This is a genomic window from Roseibium sp. AWQ4_254, from assembly GCF_056161025.1.
In genome coordinates this window covers 1-17,879 of sequence record NZ_JBSWYH010000053.1, presented here as the reverse complement: position 1 = coordinate 17,879, position 17,879 = coordinate 1, and the positions used below count along the sequence as shown (strand labels likewise).

General features: G+C 59.1%; 11 protein-coding genes. 3 read left to right on the top strand and 8 right to left on the bottom strand.

The features are described 5' to 3' along the window. From ACXAIC_RS23875 to ACXAIC_RS23860, 4 genes are all read right to left on the bottom strand, one after another. On the bottom strand, positions 1-193 hold a 193-nt coding region (locus tag ACXAIC_RS23875), incomplete at its 3' end, for a transposase (protein WP_475186740.1). Between the two features lie 249 nt (positions 194-442). Further along, positions 443-3,586 (bottom strand): efflux RND transporter permease subunit, encoded by a 3,144-nt coding sequence (locus tag ACXAIC_RS23870; RefSeq protein WP_475186737.1) that lies wholly within the window; start codon positions 3,584-3,586, stop codon positions 443-445. Between the two features lie 2 nt (positions 3,587-3,588). Further along, the gene (locus tag ACXAIC_RS23865) at positions 3,589-4,659 is read right to left on the bottom strand and encodes an efflux RND transporter periplasmic adaptor subunit (RefSeq protein ID WP_475186734.1); all 1,071 of its coding nucleotides are present in this window, start codon (positions 4,657-4,659) and stop codon (positions 3,589-3,591) included. Then, positions 4,659-5,735: an efflux RND transporter periplasmic adaptor subunit gene (locus ACXAIC_RS23860; protein ID WP_475186731.1), complete on the bottom strand. Its 1,077-nt coding sequence runs from the start codon at positions 5,733-5,735 to the stop codon at positions 4,659-4,661. Before ACXAIC_RS23860 ends, ACXAIC_RS23865 begins: the two co-directional genes overlap by 1 nt. A gap of 199 nt (positions 5,736-5,934) precedes the next feature. Here ACXAIC_RS23860 and ACXAIC_RS23855 point away from each other — a divergent pair, with 199 nt between their 5' ends. Continuing rightward, positions 5,935-6,555 carry a TetR/AcrR family transcriptional regulator gene (locus ACXAIC_RS23855; RefSeq protein ID WP_475186729.1) on the top strand — a complete coding sequence of 207 codons (621 nt, stop codon included), beginning with the start codon at positions 5,935-5,937 and terminating at the stop codon, positions 6,553-6,555. A 62-nt stretch (positions 6,556-6,617) separates the two neighbouring features. Here the strand turns inward: ACXAIC_RS23855 and ACXAIC_RS23850 are convergent, their stop codons facing one another. The 3 genes from ACXAIC_RS23850 to dapB form a co-directional block, all read right to left on the bottom strand. After that, positions 6,618-9,053, bottom strand: a complete 2,436-nt coding sequence (locus ACXAIC_RS23850) for a methyl-accepting chemotaxis protein (protein WP_475186727.1) — start codon at positions 9,051-9,053, stop codon at positions 6,618-6,620. 315 nt (positions 9,054-9,368) lie between these two features. Next, positions 9,369-9,989 carry a 2,3-bisphosphoglycerate-dependent phosphoglycerate mutase gene (locus ACXAIC_RS23845; RefSeq protein WP_475186726.1) on the bottom strand — a complete coding sequence of 207 codons (621 nt, stop codon included), beginning with the start codon at positions 9,987-9,989 and terminating at the stop codon, positions 9,369-9,371. Positions 9,990-10,016: 27 nt separating this feature from the next. Continuing rightward, positions 10,017-10,829 (bottom strand): 4-hydroxy-tetrahydrodipicolinate reductase, encoded by an 813-nt coding sequence (gene dapB, locus ACXAIC_RS23840; protein ID WP_475186723.1) that lies wholly within the window; start codon positions 10,827-10,829, stop codon positions 10,017-10,019. A 360-nt stretch (positions 10,830-11,189) separates the two neighbouring features. On the opposite strand from dapB, the gene ACXAIC_RS23835 reads away from it, so the two are divergent. Both ACXAIC_RS23835 and ACXAIC_RS23830 read left to right on the top strand, forming a co-directional pair. Next, entirely contained in the window at positions 11,190-12,386 is a 1,197-nt protein-coding gene (locus ACXAIC_RS23835) for a substrate-binding domain-containing protein (RefSeq protein ID WP_475186721.1), read from the top strand. Beyond that, positions 12,383-15,139 (top strand): EAL domain-containing protein, encoded by a 2,757-nt coding sequence (locus ACXAIC_RS23830; protein WP_475186718.1) that lies wholly within the window; start codon positions 12,383-12,385, stop codon positions 15,137-15,139. Before ACXAIC_RS23835 ends, ACXAIC_RS23830 begins: the two co-directional genes overlap by 4 nt. 192 nt (positions 15,140-15,331) lie before the next feature. Here the strand turns inward: ACXAIC_RS23830 and pnp are convergent, their stop codons facing one another. Further along, entirely contained in the window at positions 15,332-17,458 is a 2,127-nt protein-coding gene (gene pnp, locus ACXAIC_RS23825; RefSeq protein ID WP_475186716.1) for a polyribonucleotide nucleotidyltransferase, read from the bottom strand. Positions 17,459-17,879 lie beyond the last annotated feature (421 nt).

Sequence of the window (17,879 nt, the reverse complement as noted above, 5' to 3'; positions counted from 1 at the left end):
CTTCCTCGACGTGGCCCGGATCAACTGGCATTCGCGCAAACCGGGGATCCTTCAGCCAATTGTGGATCATATTGGCATTCGCAGAATACCGCCGCGCCACCTGTGCAACCGATGTACCGGGAAGAACCGCTTGCGCGCAGATCTCCCGCTTCTCCTCATCAGACCAAATCCGCCGTTTCCTTCGATTACTCATTAAGGGCCCTTAAGTGTCCATTTAGATAAGTGGACACTTAAGGCAGCAAACGGCAACACGTTAGGTCGGGTTCAACGGACGCACACTTTTTAACCGGCAACATCGAAAGGCCTCGGAAACTCTCCGCCCCGAGGCCTTTTTCGTGCGGAGAGCAGAAAAAATCAGGCCGGCACCTGGGTCCCGGCCTGACAAGTTAGGAAATCTGCCGCGTTCAGAGATCGTGAGAAGATCCCTCCGCCGGTTCTCCCCTTATGCAGGAGCGGCTTCGCCGGCCCCTCCAGTCTCGTTATCGGGCCCGTCTGCCGTATCCCCTTTGTCCTGCGCCCCGCTGCCGGAGGGCGTTGCGGTGGGGGTGGACGTGGGACGAGGAATGCGGAACCAGGCCACATAGAGAGCCGGCAGGAAGAGGAGCGTTATCATCGTTCCGGCGATGATGCCGCCCATCATGGCGAAGGCCATCGGCCCCCAGAAAACCTCGCGAGAGATCGGAATCATGGCAAGCGAAGCTGCCGCCGCCGTCAGCATGATCGGGCGCATGCGGTTGACGGTGGCTTCAAACACCGCATCCCAGGCTTCCATGCCATCCCGGCGCAGATCCTCGATCTGGACCACCAGAATGACCGAATTCCGGATCAGGATTCCGACCAGAGCCAAGACCCCGAGCAGCGCCACGAACCCGAGCGGTGCACCGCTCGGCAGGAGCGCAGCCACGACGCCGATCAGCCCGAGCGGCGCCACCGCGATCACCAGGAACAGGCGCTGGAAGCTCTGCAGCTGGAACATCAAGATTGTCAGCATGGTGAAGATCATCAGCGGGGCCACGGCCGCAATCGGGCCTTGCGACTTCGCGCTTTCTTCCACCGCACCACCGGTCACGATCTTGTAGTCCGGCGGCAACTTGGCCTGCAGCGCATCAATCTCAGGCTTCAGCTGCTGCACAATGGTGGCGGGCTGATAGGTGTCATTGATGGCGGCCTTGACGGTCACCGTCGGGGCCCGGTCCCGGCGCCAGATCACGGGCTGTTCAAGCTCGTAGCGGATATTGGCAATGGCCGAGAGCGGGATCGATTCATTGTCCGAGGTCGGGACCTGGAGCTGCTGGATCGTCTCGATCGAATGCCGTTCCTCATCCTTGGCCCGCGAGACCACATCAATCAGATAGATGTGATCGCGGATCTGGGTCACCGTGCTCCCGGCCACAATGCCGTTCAGCAAGGTGGCAATGCTCTGCGAGGTTATGCCGAGTTGGCGGGCCTTGTCCTGCAACAGGTCAATCTTCACGACCCTGCCCGGTTCGTTCCAGTCATAGGCCACGTTCATCGTATTCGGGTTTGCGCCCATGACCGCTGCGACTTCGCGGGAATATTTCACCACTTTGGCAATGTCCGGCCCGCTGATCCGATACTGGATCGGACGGCCAACCGGCGGCCCGAGTTCCAGCAGCTTCACATAGCCGTCAATGCCAACGAAGTCTTTTGCAATCACCTTTTCAAGACGGGACCGCACCCGGTCGCGGGCTTCCAGGCTCTTGGACACAATCACCAGCTGGCCAAAGCTCGGCTGGGGCATCTGCACATCATAGGACAACAGGAAGCGCACCGCGCTGCGGCCGACATAGGTCGACCAGTGGTCAATGTCCGGATCGTCCTTCAGATAGGTTTCGAACCGCGCGACCTGGGAGGCCGTTTCGGTGATGGAGCTGTTTCTGGGCAGGTTGAAGTCAACGATCAGCTCCGGCCGGTCCGAGGACGGGAAGAACTGCTGCTGGACAAACCCCATGCCATAAAGCGACGTGGCAAAAACAGCCACCGTGATCAGAATGGTGAGCCAGCGGAAGCGCATCGCGACCCGCAGCAACGCCTCGAAAGTGCGGCCGAAAACACCTTTGCTCTCATGATGGGATTTCAGCTTCCTCGGCAGGAAGGTGACGCCCAGAAGCGGGGCGAACAGAACCGCCACGATCCAGGAGAGAAGCAGCGAAATAGTGATGACCTCAAACAGGGAGAAGGTAAACTCCCCCGCATTGCTGTTGTTAAGACCTACGGGAATGAACCCGGCCACAGTCACCAGTGTTCCGGTGAGCATGGGAAAGGCGGTGGAGGTGTAGACATAGGTTGCCGCCTTTTCCAGCGGGTCGCCGCGCTCCAGACGCGCCACCATCATCTCCACCGCGATCATGGCATCATCCACCAGCAGCCCAAGCGCGATGATAAGCGCGCCCAGTGAAATCCGCTGCAGCGGTATGCCGAGATATTCCATGAAGATGAAGGTCATGGCCAGAACGAGCGGGATCGACAGGGACACCACGAACCCGGCCCTGAGGCCCAGGCTGATGAAACTGATCGCGAGCACGATCACAACCGCCTCGAAAAGGGCTTTGGTGAACCCGCCCACGGCCTCTTCCACCACATGGGGCTGATCGGCGACAAGATGAACGCCGACCCCGACGGGCAGCTGGGCCACCGCCTTTTCCATCTCCGCGTCCAGCGCTTCGCCAAATTTCAGCAGGTTGCCGCCCGGGCGCATGCCAATGGCAAGGCCAATCGCTGGCTGGCCGTTAAAGCGGAACAAGTTCTCGGGCGGGTCCTCATAGCCCCGGCTCACGGTCGCCACATCGCTCAGGCGGAAAAACCGGCCGTCGACCCGCAGGTTTACGTTTTCCAGATCCTTTTCCGAGGTGAACTGGCCATCCACCCGCAGACTGACCCGTTCAGGCCCGGCCTGCAGCACGCCCGACGGCACCACCGCATTCTGCGCCTGAAGGGTGGACACCACACTGTCCTGTGAAATGCCCATGGCCGCCAGTTTGCGGGTGGAGAATTTCAGGTAGATAACCTCGTCCTGGGCTCCGACCAGATCGACTTTCCCCGCATTGGGCACGGTCAGAAGCCGGCTGCGCACCTGTTCGGCATAGTCGCGCAGCTGGCGGAAGCTGACCCCATCGGCGGTGAAGGCATAAATATTGCCATACACATCGCCGAAATCGTCATTAAAGAAAGGGCCCACTACGCCATCGGGGAAATCTGACTCGATGTCCTCGATCATGTTGCGCACCCGTTTCCAGGTGGGCTTCACGTCCTTGGCCTTGGTCGTGTCCTTCAGGTTCACGTACACAATCGTCGTGCCTGGGGTCGTCAGGCTCCTCGTATAGTCCAGATTGTCCAGTTCCTGGAGCTTCTTCTCGATCCGGTCCGTAACCTGATTGATCGTTTCTTCGGTCGAAGCACCCGGCCACTGGGCCTGGATCAGCATCGTCTTGATGGTGAAATCCGGATCTTCCTGACGGCCCAGATTGGTGTAGGAAAAGACCCCGGCAATGACCGAGACAATCATGAAATACCAGATCAGCGACCGGTGCTGGAGCGCCCAGTCGGAGAGGTTGAAAGACTTCATTTTCAGTGCTCCGAGCTCTGCGCGATTTTTTGTCCATCCATCAGGCTGTGAACGCCTGCAGTCACGATGCGGGCCCCCGGCTCCACACCGGCAGCAACGGTAAACGTCTTTTGAGTCCGGCTATTGACCTTGATCTCCACCTGGCGGACGGCCGCAGCCTGCTCATCCACCTCCCAGACAAAGGTCTTGCCGTCTTTTTCCAGGAGCGCCGTCAGCGGCAAGTTGATCTGCTTGTTCCCGCCATTGGCGGGCCAGGCGCGGACCAGGGCGCCGAAACGGTAATTTGCGGAAGGATCGTCCAGGGTCATGCGGAACCGCTGGGTCCGGGTCGTGCTGTTGGCGCGCGGGGCAACCTCGCGCACCTTGGCGAGCACCGGCTTGGTCTTGAACGCCTGCAAGGAAACCTCGAATGTCCGGTTCCGGAGCTTCGAAACGAGGTCTTCGGGAATGTCGACAACCGCATCCCGGGCGTCCAGCCGTGCCAGTGTGATAACGGTTTCGCCAATGGCGACAACCTCGCCCACATCCACATCCGTATGGGTGACCACCCCGTCAAAGGTCGCGACCAGGCGGGTGTAGCTGAGCTGTTCTTCAGCCTTTTCCAGTTCTGCCTTGGCGCTCCTTACACTGGCCTCAGCACTCTTGCGTGTTTCGACCGCCGAATCCAGTGTGGACTCCGCGGTCACGCCGGTTTTGACCAGAGCGATCGACCGTTTCTCCGACGCTTGCGCATTGTCCAATTGGGCTTCTGCCGCCGTCAGGCTGGCTTCGGCCGACCGCTTGGAAAACTCATAGATAGCCGGGTCAAGTTCTCCGATCACATCGCCTTTCTTGACGATGTCACCGACATTGACATTGCGTTGGATCAGACGGCCGAGAACCTGAAAGCCAAGATCCGTGCTGTAGCGGGGCTCTACCGTACCGGTGAAGACATCTTCGGACGAAAGTTCAGCCTTCGCAACAGTCGACAGGACCGGACGGAGAGCCTCAGCTTGTGTTTCGGTGTCATGTTCCTGACACCCGGCAACCAGCACAAGGCCCAAAACGGCACAGAGGCCAAGCAACGTGCGCATCAGTCTTTTCCTTCGTTCTCGGCAATCACCTGCACACCCGGGAAGAGGTACTGCACCCCGGCCGTGACAACTTCGTCCCCCTCTCTCAAACCATCAGACACAAACAGCAGTTCGGTTTCGTGCCGGGAGAGGGTGACATCCTGCAAATGCACCTTTGACGTTGCCGGATCGACCACCCAGACTGCCGGTTTTCCGTCTTTCGACATGAGCGCGCTCCAGGGCAGGATCACCACATGGACAGGCTTGAATTTTGCGGTCCCGGCAATCGGGGCGCCCAGGGTCATTTCCTGCGGCGGCGAGTCAATCGCCGCTTTCACCCGCACCGTGCCAGTGGTGCTGTCGATGGTCGGTGAAATTTCCCGCACATGGGCAAGTGCAATCACTTCGGGATTGGAGATCAGACTCAAGCTGAAATCGGGGGCGGCCGGTTGCGTGGCAAAGAGCGATTCATGCACCTTGAACACCGCATCCCTGGCTCCGTCCCTGGCCACGGAAAAGATCGTGCCGCCAGCCTCCACCACCTGCCCAACTTCAACTGAGCGGGCCGTAATCACGCCGTCCTCTTCGGAGCGAAGCACTGTATCGTCCAGTGTCTGCTCGGCTTCTGACAAATTCGCCTTGGCCGCTTTCTGATTCCCCTGGGCTACCCGATAGGCTTCTTGTGCGCTGTCATAGTCGCTGCGGGTGGAAAAGCCCTTGTCGAGCAGTGACTTCTGCCTTTTGAGAGTCAATTTGGCCTGAGTCAGAACAGCTGTCGTAGAGACCACATCGGCCTTGGCCGATTCCAGTTCCGCCATTTTTTCCTTCTGCTCAAGACGGGCCAGCACTTCTCCTTTGGTGACGTGGTCTCCCACATCCACATAGCGCTCGCTGACCCTGCCAGTCACTCGGAAGGCAACATCATTCTGGTATCTTGCCTCTACCTCTCCGGAGATCACCAGATAGGGGGAATAGTCGGTGAAATGCGCCGTCACGGTTTTAACTGCAATAGCGCCTTCTGCCTGAACCTGAGCCGTTTCACCGGCCAGGGCACACACCGCAAACACCGCTGCGGCCATCCAATTTTTCACGATCATGACCTTTCGCCATTCCAAACACGGCAGCCCGCACCGTCGCAAAACGCACAGAAGAAGCCTCTTATTGACTGACTAGTTAGTCAATAATTTTCTTGATGACAAGTCCCTCATGGGATATCTCCTAGGCATCGGTAAATTATTTATAAGCAGGCCGGGCGCCTCCCAGCACCGGCCACACCAAAGCCTGGGGAGACAAAACGTGGCTGTGCAGCGCCGGAAGTCAGAACGGCCGGGGGAGATTCTCCAGGCCGCCTTCGAAGAATTTTCGCAACACGGATTTGCCGGAACCCGCCTTGACGACATCGCGACCCGCGCAAATGTCACGAAGGGAACGATCTATGTTTATTTCGACAGCAAGGAAACCTTGTTTGAATCCATGGCCCAGGACCTGATGACTCCGGTCATTCAGGATATCGACAAGCTTCTGGCTTTTGAGCCCGACAGCCCGGAAGAGGTCTTGCGCGCCTTCCTCTCCTTTGCCTATGACAACGTGACCCGGGACCGTCAGAAACGGGAGCTGATCCGGCTCCTGGTGCTGGAATCCCGGCGCTTCCCCCAACTGACCCGCGCCCATTATGCCGCGTTCACCGCCCCTGTCCTGAACAAGCTCAAGAGCCTCCTGACGCAGTTCCGAGACGACCAGAAGATCCGCGATGCGGCTGCTCTGGATATTCCGGAGATTTTTCTGGGCCCTGCCATTTCCCTTACGGTCTGGAGGCTCTTGTTCAGTGACGCGCCGGAGATCGACACGGACGAACACAAGGACGCTATTCTGGACGTCTTGCTGCGCGGCCTCATCCCACCTGAGAAAACGATCTGACCCCTTGCCGGCCGTTTTCCAAGAGCTGGCAGCAGTCCGGCCGCAAGGGGCCTTCGGCGGTTTTATGCGGCCGCAACATCGGAGAGGAAGCGGTCCACTTGGGAGCGCAGCTCTTCCGTCCTTGTCGTCAACTCCCCTGACGCCTGCACCACATGTTCTGCCGATGCAGCCGTCTGATCGACAGCTCCCGAAAGGTCCGTGATGTTAGTCGTAACGATTTCGGTTCCCTCAGCCGCCCGCTGCACATTCTGGGAGATTTCATTCGTGGCGGTGCCCTGCTGGGTCACGGCGGCAGAAATCGCAGCGGTATAGGAATTGACCTCATCCATGGTCCGGGTGATGCCGGCAATCGCCTGAACCGAGTCGTTTGTCGCCGCCTGAATCGCAGTGATCTGGCTGCCGATTTCCTCGGTTGCCTTGGAGGTCTGATTGGCCAGCTCCTTCACCTCAGATGCAACAACCGCAAAGCCCTTGCCGGCTTCCCCGGCCCTGGCCGCCTCGATGGTTGCATTGAGCGCCAGTAGGTTGGTCTGTTCGGCAATCGCCTGAATGAGCGTGACAACCTCGCCGATCTTGGCCGCCGACTGCGCCAGGCTGGCGACCTTTTGGTTGGTGGCCCGTGTTCCTTCTGTCGCCCGGCCGACCACCTCCGTCGTCCGGCAAACCTGAACGCTGATTTCGTTGATCGAGGCGGTCAGGTTTTCCGTTTCTGTTGCCACAAGTCCAACATTGCGGCTTGCCACACCCGATGCAGATTTGGAATCTTCCGCCTTCCGGGAGCTTTGATGTGCCGTATCCGTCAAGGTTCTTGCGGTTTCATCCAGCCCTGAAGCCGTCTGGCCGACCGAAGCCAGAAGGTCCTGAACCCGCTCACGGAAGGTGAAAATCAGGTCCTCAACCAGTTGCTGGCGTTCCTGGCGTTTTTGTTCTTCGGCCCGCCGCTCGGCCCGAAGCCGCGCCCGCTCCAGCGAGTTGTCCTTGAAGACCTGAACCGTGCGTGACATCTCGCCGATCTCGTCGCCGCGCCCGCGCCCCGGGATGGACACTTCCTGATTGCCGTCGGCCAGCTGCGCCATCACCCGCGTCAGCCCCTTGATCGGCTGCGTGATGGCCGCGTTCAGCACAAAGGCCAAGGCGCCGCCGATAGAAATGGCAATTCCGACAGCCAGCAAAATGGCCTGAAAGGCGGTCCGCCCGGCCTGCTGCATCTCCCGGCTCTGCTGGCCGGAGACTTCGCTGATCTTCGTGCCGGCGTTTCCGGCGGCCCGCTCAAGCTGCCGCTCAAGGGAAATCAGTTCGTTGCGGATCGTAACGATCCCGGAGAAAGCTGCGGAGAATTGTCTGACAGTTTTTTCAACACTGCCAAGGTCCTTGGCCGAGGCCGCGAGCTCGTCGCGTTTGTCCAGCGCTGCCGCGACACCGACCAGGCCCTCGATTTCGTCCTTGATAGGAGGGGCGTCCTGATCGATTCTGGAGACAAATTCCAGGGTCCCAGACCTTGCCTCAGACGTCCCATTTGCCAGGCTGATGGCCAGCTCCCCCAAGGACGCCAGCTTGGTGAGGTTGCGTTGCGCTTCTGTCGCCAATGCCAGCTCCCGGTCCAGGATCCGGTAGGAGTCAAACTGAAGATCCAGAGACCCGTTGTCGACAGCCTGCACCAGATCGGCCACGGTCTTCTTCTTGCCCATGCGGTTGAAGAGATTGGTTTCGCCGAGCAGATCCGGCACAGCCTTTGCCAGCGTGTTCGTATTCTTGACCAGAAGCTCCAGCTTCTCGCGTTCCAGCCCTGCCACCGACGTGGTTGAGATCACCTGCGCGGCCGAGGCCATCTGCATCAGCGTCGCATCGATCTCCTTGCGGATCGCACCGGTAATGTCCTTTTGCTTGAACCTGGCACCATGCCCGAACATCGGCACGAGGGTGACAACACCCTGATGCAGCGCTTCCGCCTGGCTGGTCAGGTCACGGGCCGCGTTTTGCGTCACCTCAGCCGCTTTCACGGCGGTGGTTGTTGTCTTGCGGACCTTGCCGACAATCTCGCTGATGCGGGTGGTTGTCTTGGCCAGACGGCCGCTCATCTCGCTCAGGTTCGCCAAGCTGCTGGCCTGCTCCAGCGTCCGCGCTTTCAGCCGCTGGAACGCCGTGTCAAACGCCTCGACCTGACCGATGGAATCGGCGATGCCCTTCTGAAGCCTGCTTTGGCCAGAGGCTTGAAAAGACATCGTTTCAAGACGGTCGATCAGCTCGCGGGTGTTTTGCTCCACCTTGCGGGCCGCCGCCGCGGACGGCGCCGAAAGATACCCTTCCTTGGCCAGGCTGACACGCTGTAGAACCGCCATAGCCTCAATGGCCGATCCGGACACTTGCGAGCGCACCGACAGGCCGGAAATCGTCACTGTCGCCGCGAGGCCGACCGCTGCCGTCAAGAGCAGAACAGCTCCAAAGCCACCCCACACCTTGTATCCAAATTTGATATTGTGGAACCGTTCCAAGATCACGGTATTGCCCCCCGTTTAGCGTTGTATTCCGCACGCCCGGAAGCTGGCCTGAAAGTGTGAATGACACGTAAATACTTTAGCTGAATACCTCTCTTTTTATAGTATTTTTTTGTATTAATCAAAATTGTATCTATCATCCTCGATGTGAAATTTTTATGACTTCTCTAAAGTTCAAATACAGTCAAATAAATATTCAAGAAACACATTCCCAAAACTATTTTCATATTCCCAACGGGAAGGCCTGCTCACAACGAAAAAGAGGGCGCTGAGCGCCCTCTTTTGGTTGCCTTCCAACAGATTTTCAGACGGTTCAACTCAGTCTGCAAGGTCCTGTACACTCAATACAGAGCCGTTTTCATCCAACCGGTAAATGATGGGCGTTCCGGTTCCCAATTCCCGCTTCAGAATTTCTTCCGGCGTGAGATTTTCCAATTCCATGATCAGAGCTCTGAGCGAGTTGCCATGGGCCGACACAATCGTCCGCTTTCCCGCGATCACCTTGGGCAGAATTTCCGCCTGATAGTACGGTAGCACCCGCTCAGCGGTCATCTTGAGGCTTTCTCCACCCGGAGGCGGCACATCAAAGGACCGGCGCCAGATATGAACCTGATCCTCACCGAATTCCTTGCGGGCCTCGTCCTTGTTCATGCCGGTCAGATCGCCATAGTCCCGTTCATTGAGCGCCTGGTCCTTGATGGTCTCCAGCCCGGTCTGGTCCAGTTCTTCCAGCATGATCGCAAGCGTTTTCTGTGCCCGTGTCAGATCAGAGGTGAAGGCAATGTCGAAAGCCAGCTTCAGATCGTGGAGTTCCTGACCGGCCCGGTGCGCTTCGGCAACTCCCTGCTCGGTCAGGCCCGGGTCCTTCCAGCCGGTAAACAGGTTTTTCAAATTCCATTCGCTCTGCCCGTGGCGGACAAGCACTAGAAGGCGATCCATGCCGTGCTCCTTAAAGTGTCAATATATTCAAGACTCAAGGCCGAGCACATCGGCCATCGAATACAATCCGGGCTTTTGATCAAAGCCCCAAAGGGCGGCTTTCACCGCGCCGCGCGCGAACAACTGCCTGTCTTCGGCGCGGTGGGTCAATTCAATGCGCTCCCCTTCCCCGGCGAAGATGACCGAATGTTCTCCGATCACCGATCCCCCGCGCAAGGTGGCAAAGCCGATATCGCCGGCCCGCCTCGGGTCCATGATCCCGTCCCGGGACCGGACCGAGTGGGCGGCAAGGTCCAGCTCCCGCCCGTCGGCTGCCGCCTCCCCGAGAAGAAGTGCCGTGCCGGAGGGAGCATCAACCTTGTGCTTATGATGCATTTCCAGAACTTCGATATCAAAATCCGCGTCCAGAGCCGCCGCCGCCTTGCGCACAAGACTTGCCAGCAGGTTCACCCCCAAGCTCATATTGCCCGATTTGACGATCCGCGCATGGCGGGCCGCAGCCTTCAGCGGCGCATCCTCGCCCTCGGCCCAGCCGGTGGTTCCGATCACATGGACAATCCTTGCCTGTGCCGCAAGTTCTGCAAACCATAGGCTGGCAGCAGGGGCCGTAAAATCGAGAACACCATCCGCGCCTGCAAACGCCGTTAGCGGGTCGTCAGTCACCGGCACATTCAAAGGCCCGACCCCTGCAAGCTCACCCGCATCCTGGCCCAGACAACCGGCACCTTCGCGCTCAATGGCTGCAACGACGCTGGCGCCGTCCACTTCCGTGACTGCCCGCGTCAGCGCCCTGCCCATCCGGCCACCGGCCCCAACCACCACCAAGCGCATTTGCCTCATGCCTGTCCTCTTTGTCATTCGCCGCCGCGGGTATAGCAGCTTCCCTGCCAGAGGCAAATGACCATGCCGGCAAGACCTCCGGTGTCCAGTCATTGGGCCCGATCCCGAAACCCTTCCGCCTCGCAAACCACGTTCCTCAGTCCTCCCGGCCGGTTCACGGGCGACGGACAATTCGATTGTGCCCGTGCTGCGGGAACATTTTGACCGGGAAAGTCCACCCATACACGCAGCAGGTGTCATTTTTCACTAGCAGATTCAGCAGAATGAAAGAATTTGCCGATAAAGTCGTGAGAGAAATGACAGGGAGAGAGGGCAATTCGTTTTAACCTGGACGGTAAAATATACCAGAGGACTGTCGTGATGGCCTGCGGTTTTTATACGTCCGCGGACAAGGTCAGGCTGTTTTTCAGTGGTCTTCTTGGCGTCTTTTGCCTTCTCACACCGCTGAACCTGGCTGCCGCAGACGATCTGAACACTGATTCGCTGGCTGAATACTGGTCCTTGACGGAATTTGAGCAAATCGATCCTGTTCAACGGCGCAATTCTGGCCCTTTCGCCAAGCGCGTGGCCGCCCCTGCACATCCCCTTTTTTCCCACATTCCCGTTCCGCCACTCGAACGGGCGCCGAACCGGCCGGTGAAAATTGCGCTTGTCTATCCCAGCCGCGACAATTCCGAATACTGGCAACGCAGCCAGGTGGCCCTGGAGGCCCGCTTGCGGGAACTCGGGCTGCCTTATGACATCCGGTCCTTTTCCGCCCACTCCGGCCGCTACCCCAGCGGCATGTCCGCCGGCGGCCTGGCCCGGCAGGTGGCCAAAGCCCTGACGGATGACCCGGACTATCTTGTCTTCACCCTGGACAGCGCCCCAGACAAGGCGATTGCCCAGCGGCTGATTGCCCGCGGGCGGCCAAAGGTCATTCTGCAGAATATCACCACACCCGTGCGCGCCTGGAGCGGCCGGCAGCCGTTTTTGTATGTCGGCTTTGATGATGCCGCCGGCACGCAGATGCTTGTGGACCACTATGAAGACACGCTGGGGAGCAAGAAAGACTTTGCCATCCTCTTTGGCCCGAAAGGCTATGTCAGCCAGGGGCGGGGCATCCGGTTTCTTCAGGCCTATTATGACGCAGCGGCAGAAAACCTGAAAGCTTCCTACTATACAGGCTATGACCGTGCCCGCTCCCGGCAGGCCGCCAGCAGAATCCTAGAAGACCACCCGACGCTCTCCTTCATTTATACCAGCGCCACAGACATCGCCCTTGGCGCCGCCGATGCCATCCGCGCGCACGGGCTGGAGGGAAAGGTATCCACGAATGGCTGGGGCGGTGGCAGCGCCGAGCTGGATGCCCTTGCCGAAGGCACCTTACAGGTCACGGTGATGCGCATGAATGACGATGCCGGGGTCGCCATGGCCGAGGCCATCGCCCTTGATACCGCTGGGCGGGGCAACGAGGTTCCTGTCGTCTATTCCGGTTCATTCGTCTTGCTCACGGCGGCAGAATGTTCCGTTCGTCTGTCCACACTCAAGGCCAGGGCTTTCCGATACTCAAAATGACAAGAATCACGGGTCTCAAATACAGCAGGATCGTTCTGGCTCTATTTTTTCTGGGGCTGGCCACCACTGCTGTCGCCTTGTTCGGTGTCACATATCTTGGCAGCCGTTCGATTGCGGATCTGGAGATCAAAAGACAGGTGCAGAAGGAAGATGCCCTGGCGCAGCTGGCCTTCACCTCCTATCTTGGGCAGCTGGGAACCCGGCTCCGGGCCCTGGCGGCCGACGAGGCCCTGATCAAGGCCATCACCGCGAAAGACCAGCAAGAGGCCGACCGCCTCCTCCAAACCCACCTTGCAGCTGCTTCTGACCCGCGCGCCGATATTCTCATCCTGAACCGGCAGGATGAACTCGGCTGGCTGGATGCGAGCCAGACTCTGATCGACATTGGAGGGGTTTTGCCCGGGACCACCATGCGCACAATGGCGCCGGATGTCTGGCAGGTGTTTTCCGATCATGACTCCAGTCCAGCCGCAATGGCAGCCGTCATCGCCCTGCCCGTGATCGATCCTTCAGACGGACGCGTCCTGGGGCGGCTTGTGGGCGGCAGCCTGCTCAATGATTCCTTTGCCGTCCTGAGCGCCCTCTCCCGGCTTCTGGACGGAGACAATCTGGCAATCGTCCATGAAGGCGCAGTCCTTGCCAGCAGCGGTTCGTTTCGCGCTGCGGATCATTTTGACAGGATCCAGGAGCTCCTCTCCGTGCAGGCGCACACGGTTCAGGACAGCCGCCTCTATAGGAAAACGGCGATCTTCTCCGATGACCACGGCCACCCGATCTTCGTCTATTCCGATCAGGCCAATACCATCCTGTCGAAAGTCCGGCAGACCTGTCTCGATCTGTTCCTGCCCTTTGTCCTGTTTGTCGGCCTGACAGCGCTGTTTGTGGCTCTGGCGCTCAACAAATTCATGGAACCAGCGTTGGCCTCCCTGGTTGACTATGCCAGGGACCGGCGCAACAAGGGCGACCTTGAACCCTACAAGCCCGGCCGGATCGCCGAATACAATCAGCTGGGGTATCTGTTTCAGGAAGCCTTTGAATCCGTTCACAACATCCATGCCCGTTTCAAGGATCTGATCGAGGGATCACTGCAAGGGGTGGTCGTTCATTCGGATCAGAAAATTCTGTATGTGAACCGTGCCATGCTGCACATGCTTGGCTATTCGGGCAACCGGGCCGATGTGCTGGTTGGCAAACCCATCTGGAGCCTCTACGACCCGTGTGAGGAACAGCGCCTGCGCAACTATTACGAGACGCGCAATTCAGAAGGCAGCGCCCCGCCGGTCTATGAGGTGCGCGCCCAAAGCAAGTCCGGAGCAGAAGTCTGGCTGGAACAGCACGTGCGCTTGACCACCTGGGACGGGCATGAAGCCATCTATCTCACCGTGATGGACATTACCGCGCGCAAGGAGCAGGAAAGACTGATCGAGCATCAGTCCAACTATGACCTGCTGACTGGCCTGCCCAACCGGAACATGCTGTTGGACCGCCTGCAGCAGGCCATCACCGACAGTGAACAAACCGGCTCGCTGGCCGCGCTCATGATTGTGGACCTGGAACGGTTCAAGGTGATCAACGATACGTTCGGCCACGAATTCGGAGACCGGATCGTGACCACCATCGGCCGCCGGATCGAGCAAGTGGTCAAGCGCACCGAGACGGTTGCCCGGCTCGGCGGTGACGAATTCGCCATCATCATGCCCTCCGCAGACGACGAATGGGAGATCGAGCACCGAGCCCAGACCATTCTGGAGGAAATCGCCCGCAAGATCGATGTGGAGGGCGAAAACGACCTGTTCCTGACCGCCAGCATCGGTATCACGGTCTACCCGTATGATGGCAAGGACCAAGACGCGCTGATGCGTCAGGCGGATGCGGCCATGTATCAGGCCAAGTCGGAGGGCGGCAACCGGTTCCGCTTCTTCTCCCACCACATGAATGAACGCACCGCGCGGGGGCTGCAGCTGGAAGCGGGTCTGCGCAAGGCGATTGAAAACAAGGATCTGGAGATCTTTGTGCAGCCGGTTATCGACTATGTGTCCGGCACGCTGGTAGGCTGCGAAGCCCTTGCCCGCTGGCATGATCCGCAACTGGGCTTTGTGTCTCCGGCCGAGTTCATTCCTGTGGCGGAAGAAACCGGCCTGATCATTCCCCTGGGCCTGATCATCCTGCGCGAGGCCTGTGCCTTCCATGCTGCCTGCCGGGAAAAGGGCCTGGATGTGGCCAGCATCAGCGTGAACATTTCCACGCGCCAGTGCCGCGAGGCGGACTTTGTCGACTGTATCAAGGCCATTCTGGAGGAAACCGGAATGGACCCGGGCCATTTGCGTCTGGAAATGACAGAGAGCGTTCTGTTTGACGATCAACAGATTGATCCGATCAAGCTTCTGACCACGCTCAAGGGTCTCGGCATCAAGATCTCGCTGGATGATTTTGGAACCGGATATTCCTCGCTCAGCTATCTCAAGCGCCTGCCTATCGATATCCTGAAAATCGACCGGTCTTTTGTCATGGACCTTGAAAAGGATGCCGATGCCCAGGCCCTGGTGGAAGCCATCATTTCCATGGCTGGCAAGCTGGGGATCAATGTGATCTGCGAAGGCGCGGAGACCCAGGAGCAATGCGATATTCTGGCCAGCCTCGGCTGCCGTCTGATCCAGGGCTACTATCTGGCCCGGCCCATGCCGGAGCATGAATTTCTCGATTTCGTGTCGTCCAAGCCCTTCGATAACCAGCTCGCCCGCAAGGCCAGCTGATAGACGCCGATCTGACGAGCTTGTTATCCCGTCAGGGCACAAAAAACGCGCAGGAGCCGGGCTCCTGCGCGTTTTTCCTGTTCCAGACAACCAGAGCCGGTGTGAGCGGTGACAACACAGCGCCGGCGCGTTCAAATCAGAGGCTTTTGAGAACCTGCCAGCGCAAGCTGGCAGATCCCCCGCCGGTCTGACTTATTCCGCGGTGTCCTTCTCGATTTCCTTGCCGGTCTCCTGATCGACAACCTTCATGGACAGGCGCACCTTGCCGCGCTCGTCAAAGCCCATGAGCTTGACCCAGACCTTGTCGCCTTCCTTGATGACATCGGTCACCTTGGCAACTTTCTGGGGAGCCAGCTGGGAGATGTGAACCAGGCCGTCCTTTGCGCCGAAGAAGTTCACGAATGCACCGAAATCGACGCATTTCACGACCGTGCCTTCGTAGATCACGCCAACTTCCGGCTCGGCCGCAATGGAGTTGATCCAGTTGACCGCCGCCTTGATGGCCTTGCCGTCGGACGAGGCGATCTTGACGGTGCCGTCGTCCTCAATATTGACCTTTGCGCCGGTCTTTTCCACGATCTCGCGGATGACCTTGCCGCCGGAGCCGATGACTTCACGGATCTTGTCGACCGGGATCTTCATCATTTCGATGCGCGGCGCATGTTCGCCAAGCTCGGACCGGGCTTCGGTAATGGCCTTGGCCATTTCGCCGAGAATGTGGATCCGGCCGTCTTTGGCCTGCCCAAGAGCCACTTTCATGATCTCTTCGGTGATCCCGTCGATCTTGATGTCCATCTGCAGCGAGGTGATGCCGCTTTCGGTACCGGCCACCTTGAAATCCATGTCGCCAAGATGGTCTTCATCGCCGAGAATGTCGGACAGGACGGCGTATTTGTCGCCTTCCTTGATGAGGCCCATGGCGATCCCGGCCACCGGTGCCTTCAGCGGCACGCCGGCATCCATGAGCGCCAGCGAGGTGCCGCAGACCGTTGCCATGGAGGACGAGCCGTTGGATTCGGTGATTTCGGAGACAACCCGAAGCGTGTAGGGGAAATCATGGTGCTGGGGCAGCATCGGGTTGATCGCGCGCCAGGCCAGTTTGCCGTGGCCGATTTCGCGGCGCCCCGGGGAGCCCATGCGGCCCGTCTCACCGACGGAATAGGGCGGAAAGTTGTAGTGCAGCATGAAGTGGGACTTCACGGTGCCTTCCAGAAGGTCGATGAATTGCTCATCTTCCCCCGTGCCCAGAGTAGCCACAACAAGACCCTGGGTTTCACCACGGGTGAACAGGGCCGAACCGTGCGCGCGGGACAGAATGCCGACTTCAGACGAAATCGCGCGCACTGTCGACAGGTCGCGGCCGTCGATCCGGTTGCCGGTTTCAAGGATGGCGCCCCGGACGATTTCGGCCTCCAGCTTCTTGAACTGCTCGCCGAGCACGGTGCCTTCGACCGCCTCGCCGTCGGCCGCATTGGTGATCAGGGCCTCAACAACCTTCGCCTTGGCCGCATCAACTGCCGCCTTGCGGTCAGTCTTGGAGGTGATCTGGTAGGCGGCCTTAAGATCTTCGCCCGCCATGGTCTTGACCTTGCCGAACAGCTCGGAATGGTCCGGTATCGACAATTCACGCGGTTCTTTCGCAGCCGTTTCGGCCAGCTTGATGATCGCATCAATCACGGTCTGGAAACCGGCATGGCCGAACATGACAGCGCCGAGCATGACGTCTTCGTCCAGTTCCTTGGCTTCCGATTCCACCATCAGAACCGCATCACCGGTTCCGGCAACCACCAGATCCAGCGCGCTGTCCGGCATGTCGTCCACGGCCGGGTTCAGAACATATTCGCCATTGATATAGCCGACACGGGCGCCGCCGATCGGGCCCATGAACGGAACGCCCGAAAGGGTCAGCGCCGCAGAGGCCGCGACCATGGCCAAAATGTCCGGCGCGTTTTCCATGTCGTGGGACAGAACGGTGATCACCACCTGGGTGTCGTTCTTGTAGCCGTCGGCAAAGAGCGGGCGGATCGGCCGGTCAATCAGACGGGAGGTGAGCGTTTCGTGCTCGGACGGGCGGCCTTCGCGCTTGAAGTAGCCCCCCGGGATCTTCCCGGCGGCAAAGGCCTTTTCCTGGTAATTCACGGTCAGCGGGAAGAAATCCTGTCCCGGCTTTGGCTCCTTGGCGGAGACGACGGTGGCCAGAACCTTGGTTTCGCCATAGGTCGCCATCACGGCGCCGTCGGCCTGGCGGGCCACTTTGCCCGTTTCGAGAATGAGCGGCCGTCCGCCCCACTCGACTTCCACACGATGAATATCAAACATCATCTGTCCTTACGTATTTGCCTGGTATGCGCCGATTTCGGTCCGGCGCTAGCCATCAGGCACTTTCCCGGTCGGCCCCGGATGGGCCGGTTACCGGCGGACAGGTCACGGGCAAGACGGCAGGCTGCTTTCACGAAACCGAAAGAAGCCAGCAATCCTGCCCCATGACTTGTCCCGGGGGTTCTATAAAGTGTTCCGGTCTATAAGGAAACACTCAACGGCAACATGGTCTTGAGACCCGGTTCGAGCCTTCGGTTCAGGTTGCACCCCGTTTGAGCGCATCGCGTTTCTTTCAAATCACGACGGGCGCCCTGTGGTTTTGGAAATCTTACTTTCCCAAAAAAAGGAGACCCAAAGGGGGGGGAGGGGGTTGGGAGAAAGTTTCCCAGACTTTTCGAGGAGGAAAAAAGCCCAAAAAAAA

What these genes read in the sequence shown, in the direction of transcription:
- ACXAIC_RS23870 (WP_475186737.1), bottom strand. Translation starts at nt 3,586, where the DNA reads ATGAAGTCTTTCAACCTCTCCGACTGGGCGCTCCAGCACCGGTCGCTG.
- ACXAIC_RS23865 (WP_475186734.1), bottom strand. Translation starts at nt 4,659, where the DNA reads ATGCGCACGTTGCTTGGCCTCTGTGCCGTTTTGGGCCTTGTGCTGGTT.
- ACXAIC_RS23860 (WP_475186731.1), bottom strand. Translation starts at nt 5,735, where the DNA reads ATGATCGTGAAAAATTGGATGGCCGCAGCGGTGTTTGCGGTGTGTGCC.
- ACXAIC_RS23845 (WP_475186726.1), bottom strand. Translation starts at nt 9,989, where the DNA reads ATGGATCGCCTTCTAGTGCTTGTCCGCCACGGGCAGAGCGAATGGAAT.
- dapB (WP_475186723.1), bottom strand. Translation starts at nt 10,829, where the DNA reads ATGAGGCAAATGCGCTTGGTGGTGGTTGGGGCCGGTGGCCGGATGGGC.
- ACXAIC_RS23835 (WP_475186721.1), top strand. Translation starts at nt 11,190, where the DNA reads ATGGCCTGCGGTTTTTATACGTCCGCGGACAAGGTCAGGCTGTTTTTC.
- ACXAIC_RS23830 (WP_475186718.1), top strand. Translation starts at nt 12,383, where the DNA reads ATGACAAGAATCACGGGTCTCAAATACAGCAGGATCGTTCTGGCTCTA.
- pnp (WP_475186716.1), bottom strand. Translation starts at nt 17,458, where the DNA reads ATGTTTGATATTCATCGTGTGGAAGTCGAGTGGGGCGGACGGCCGCTC.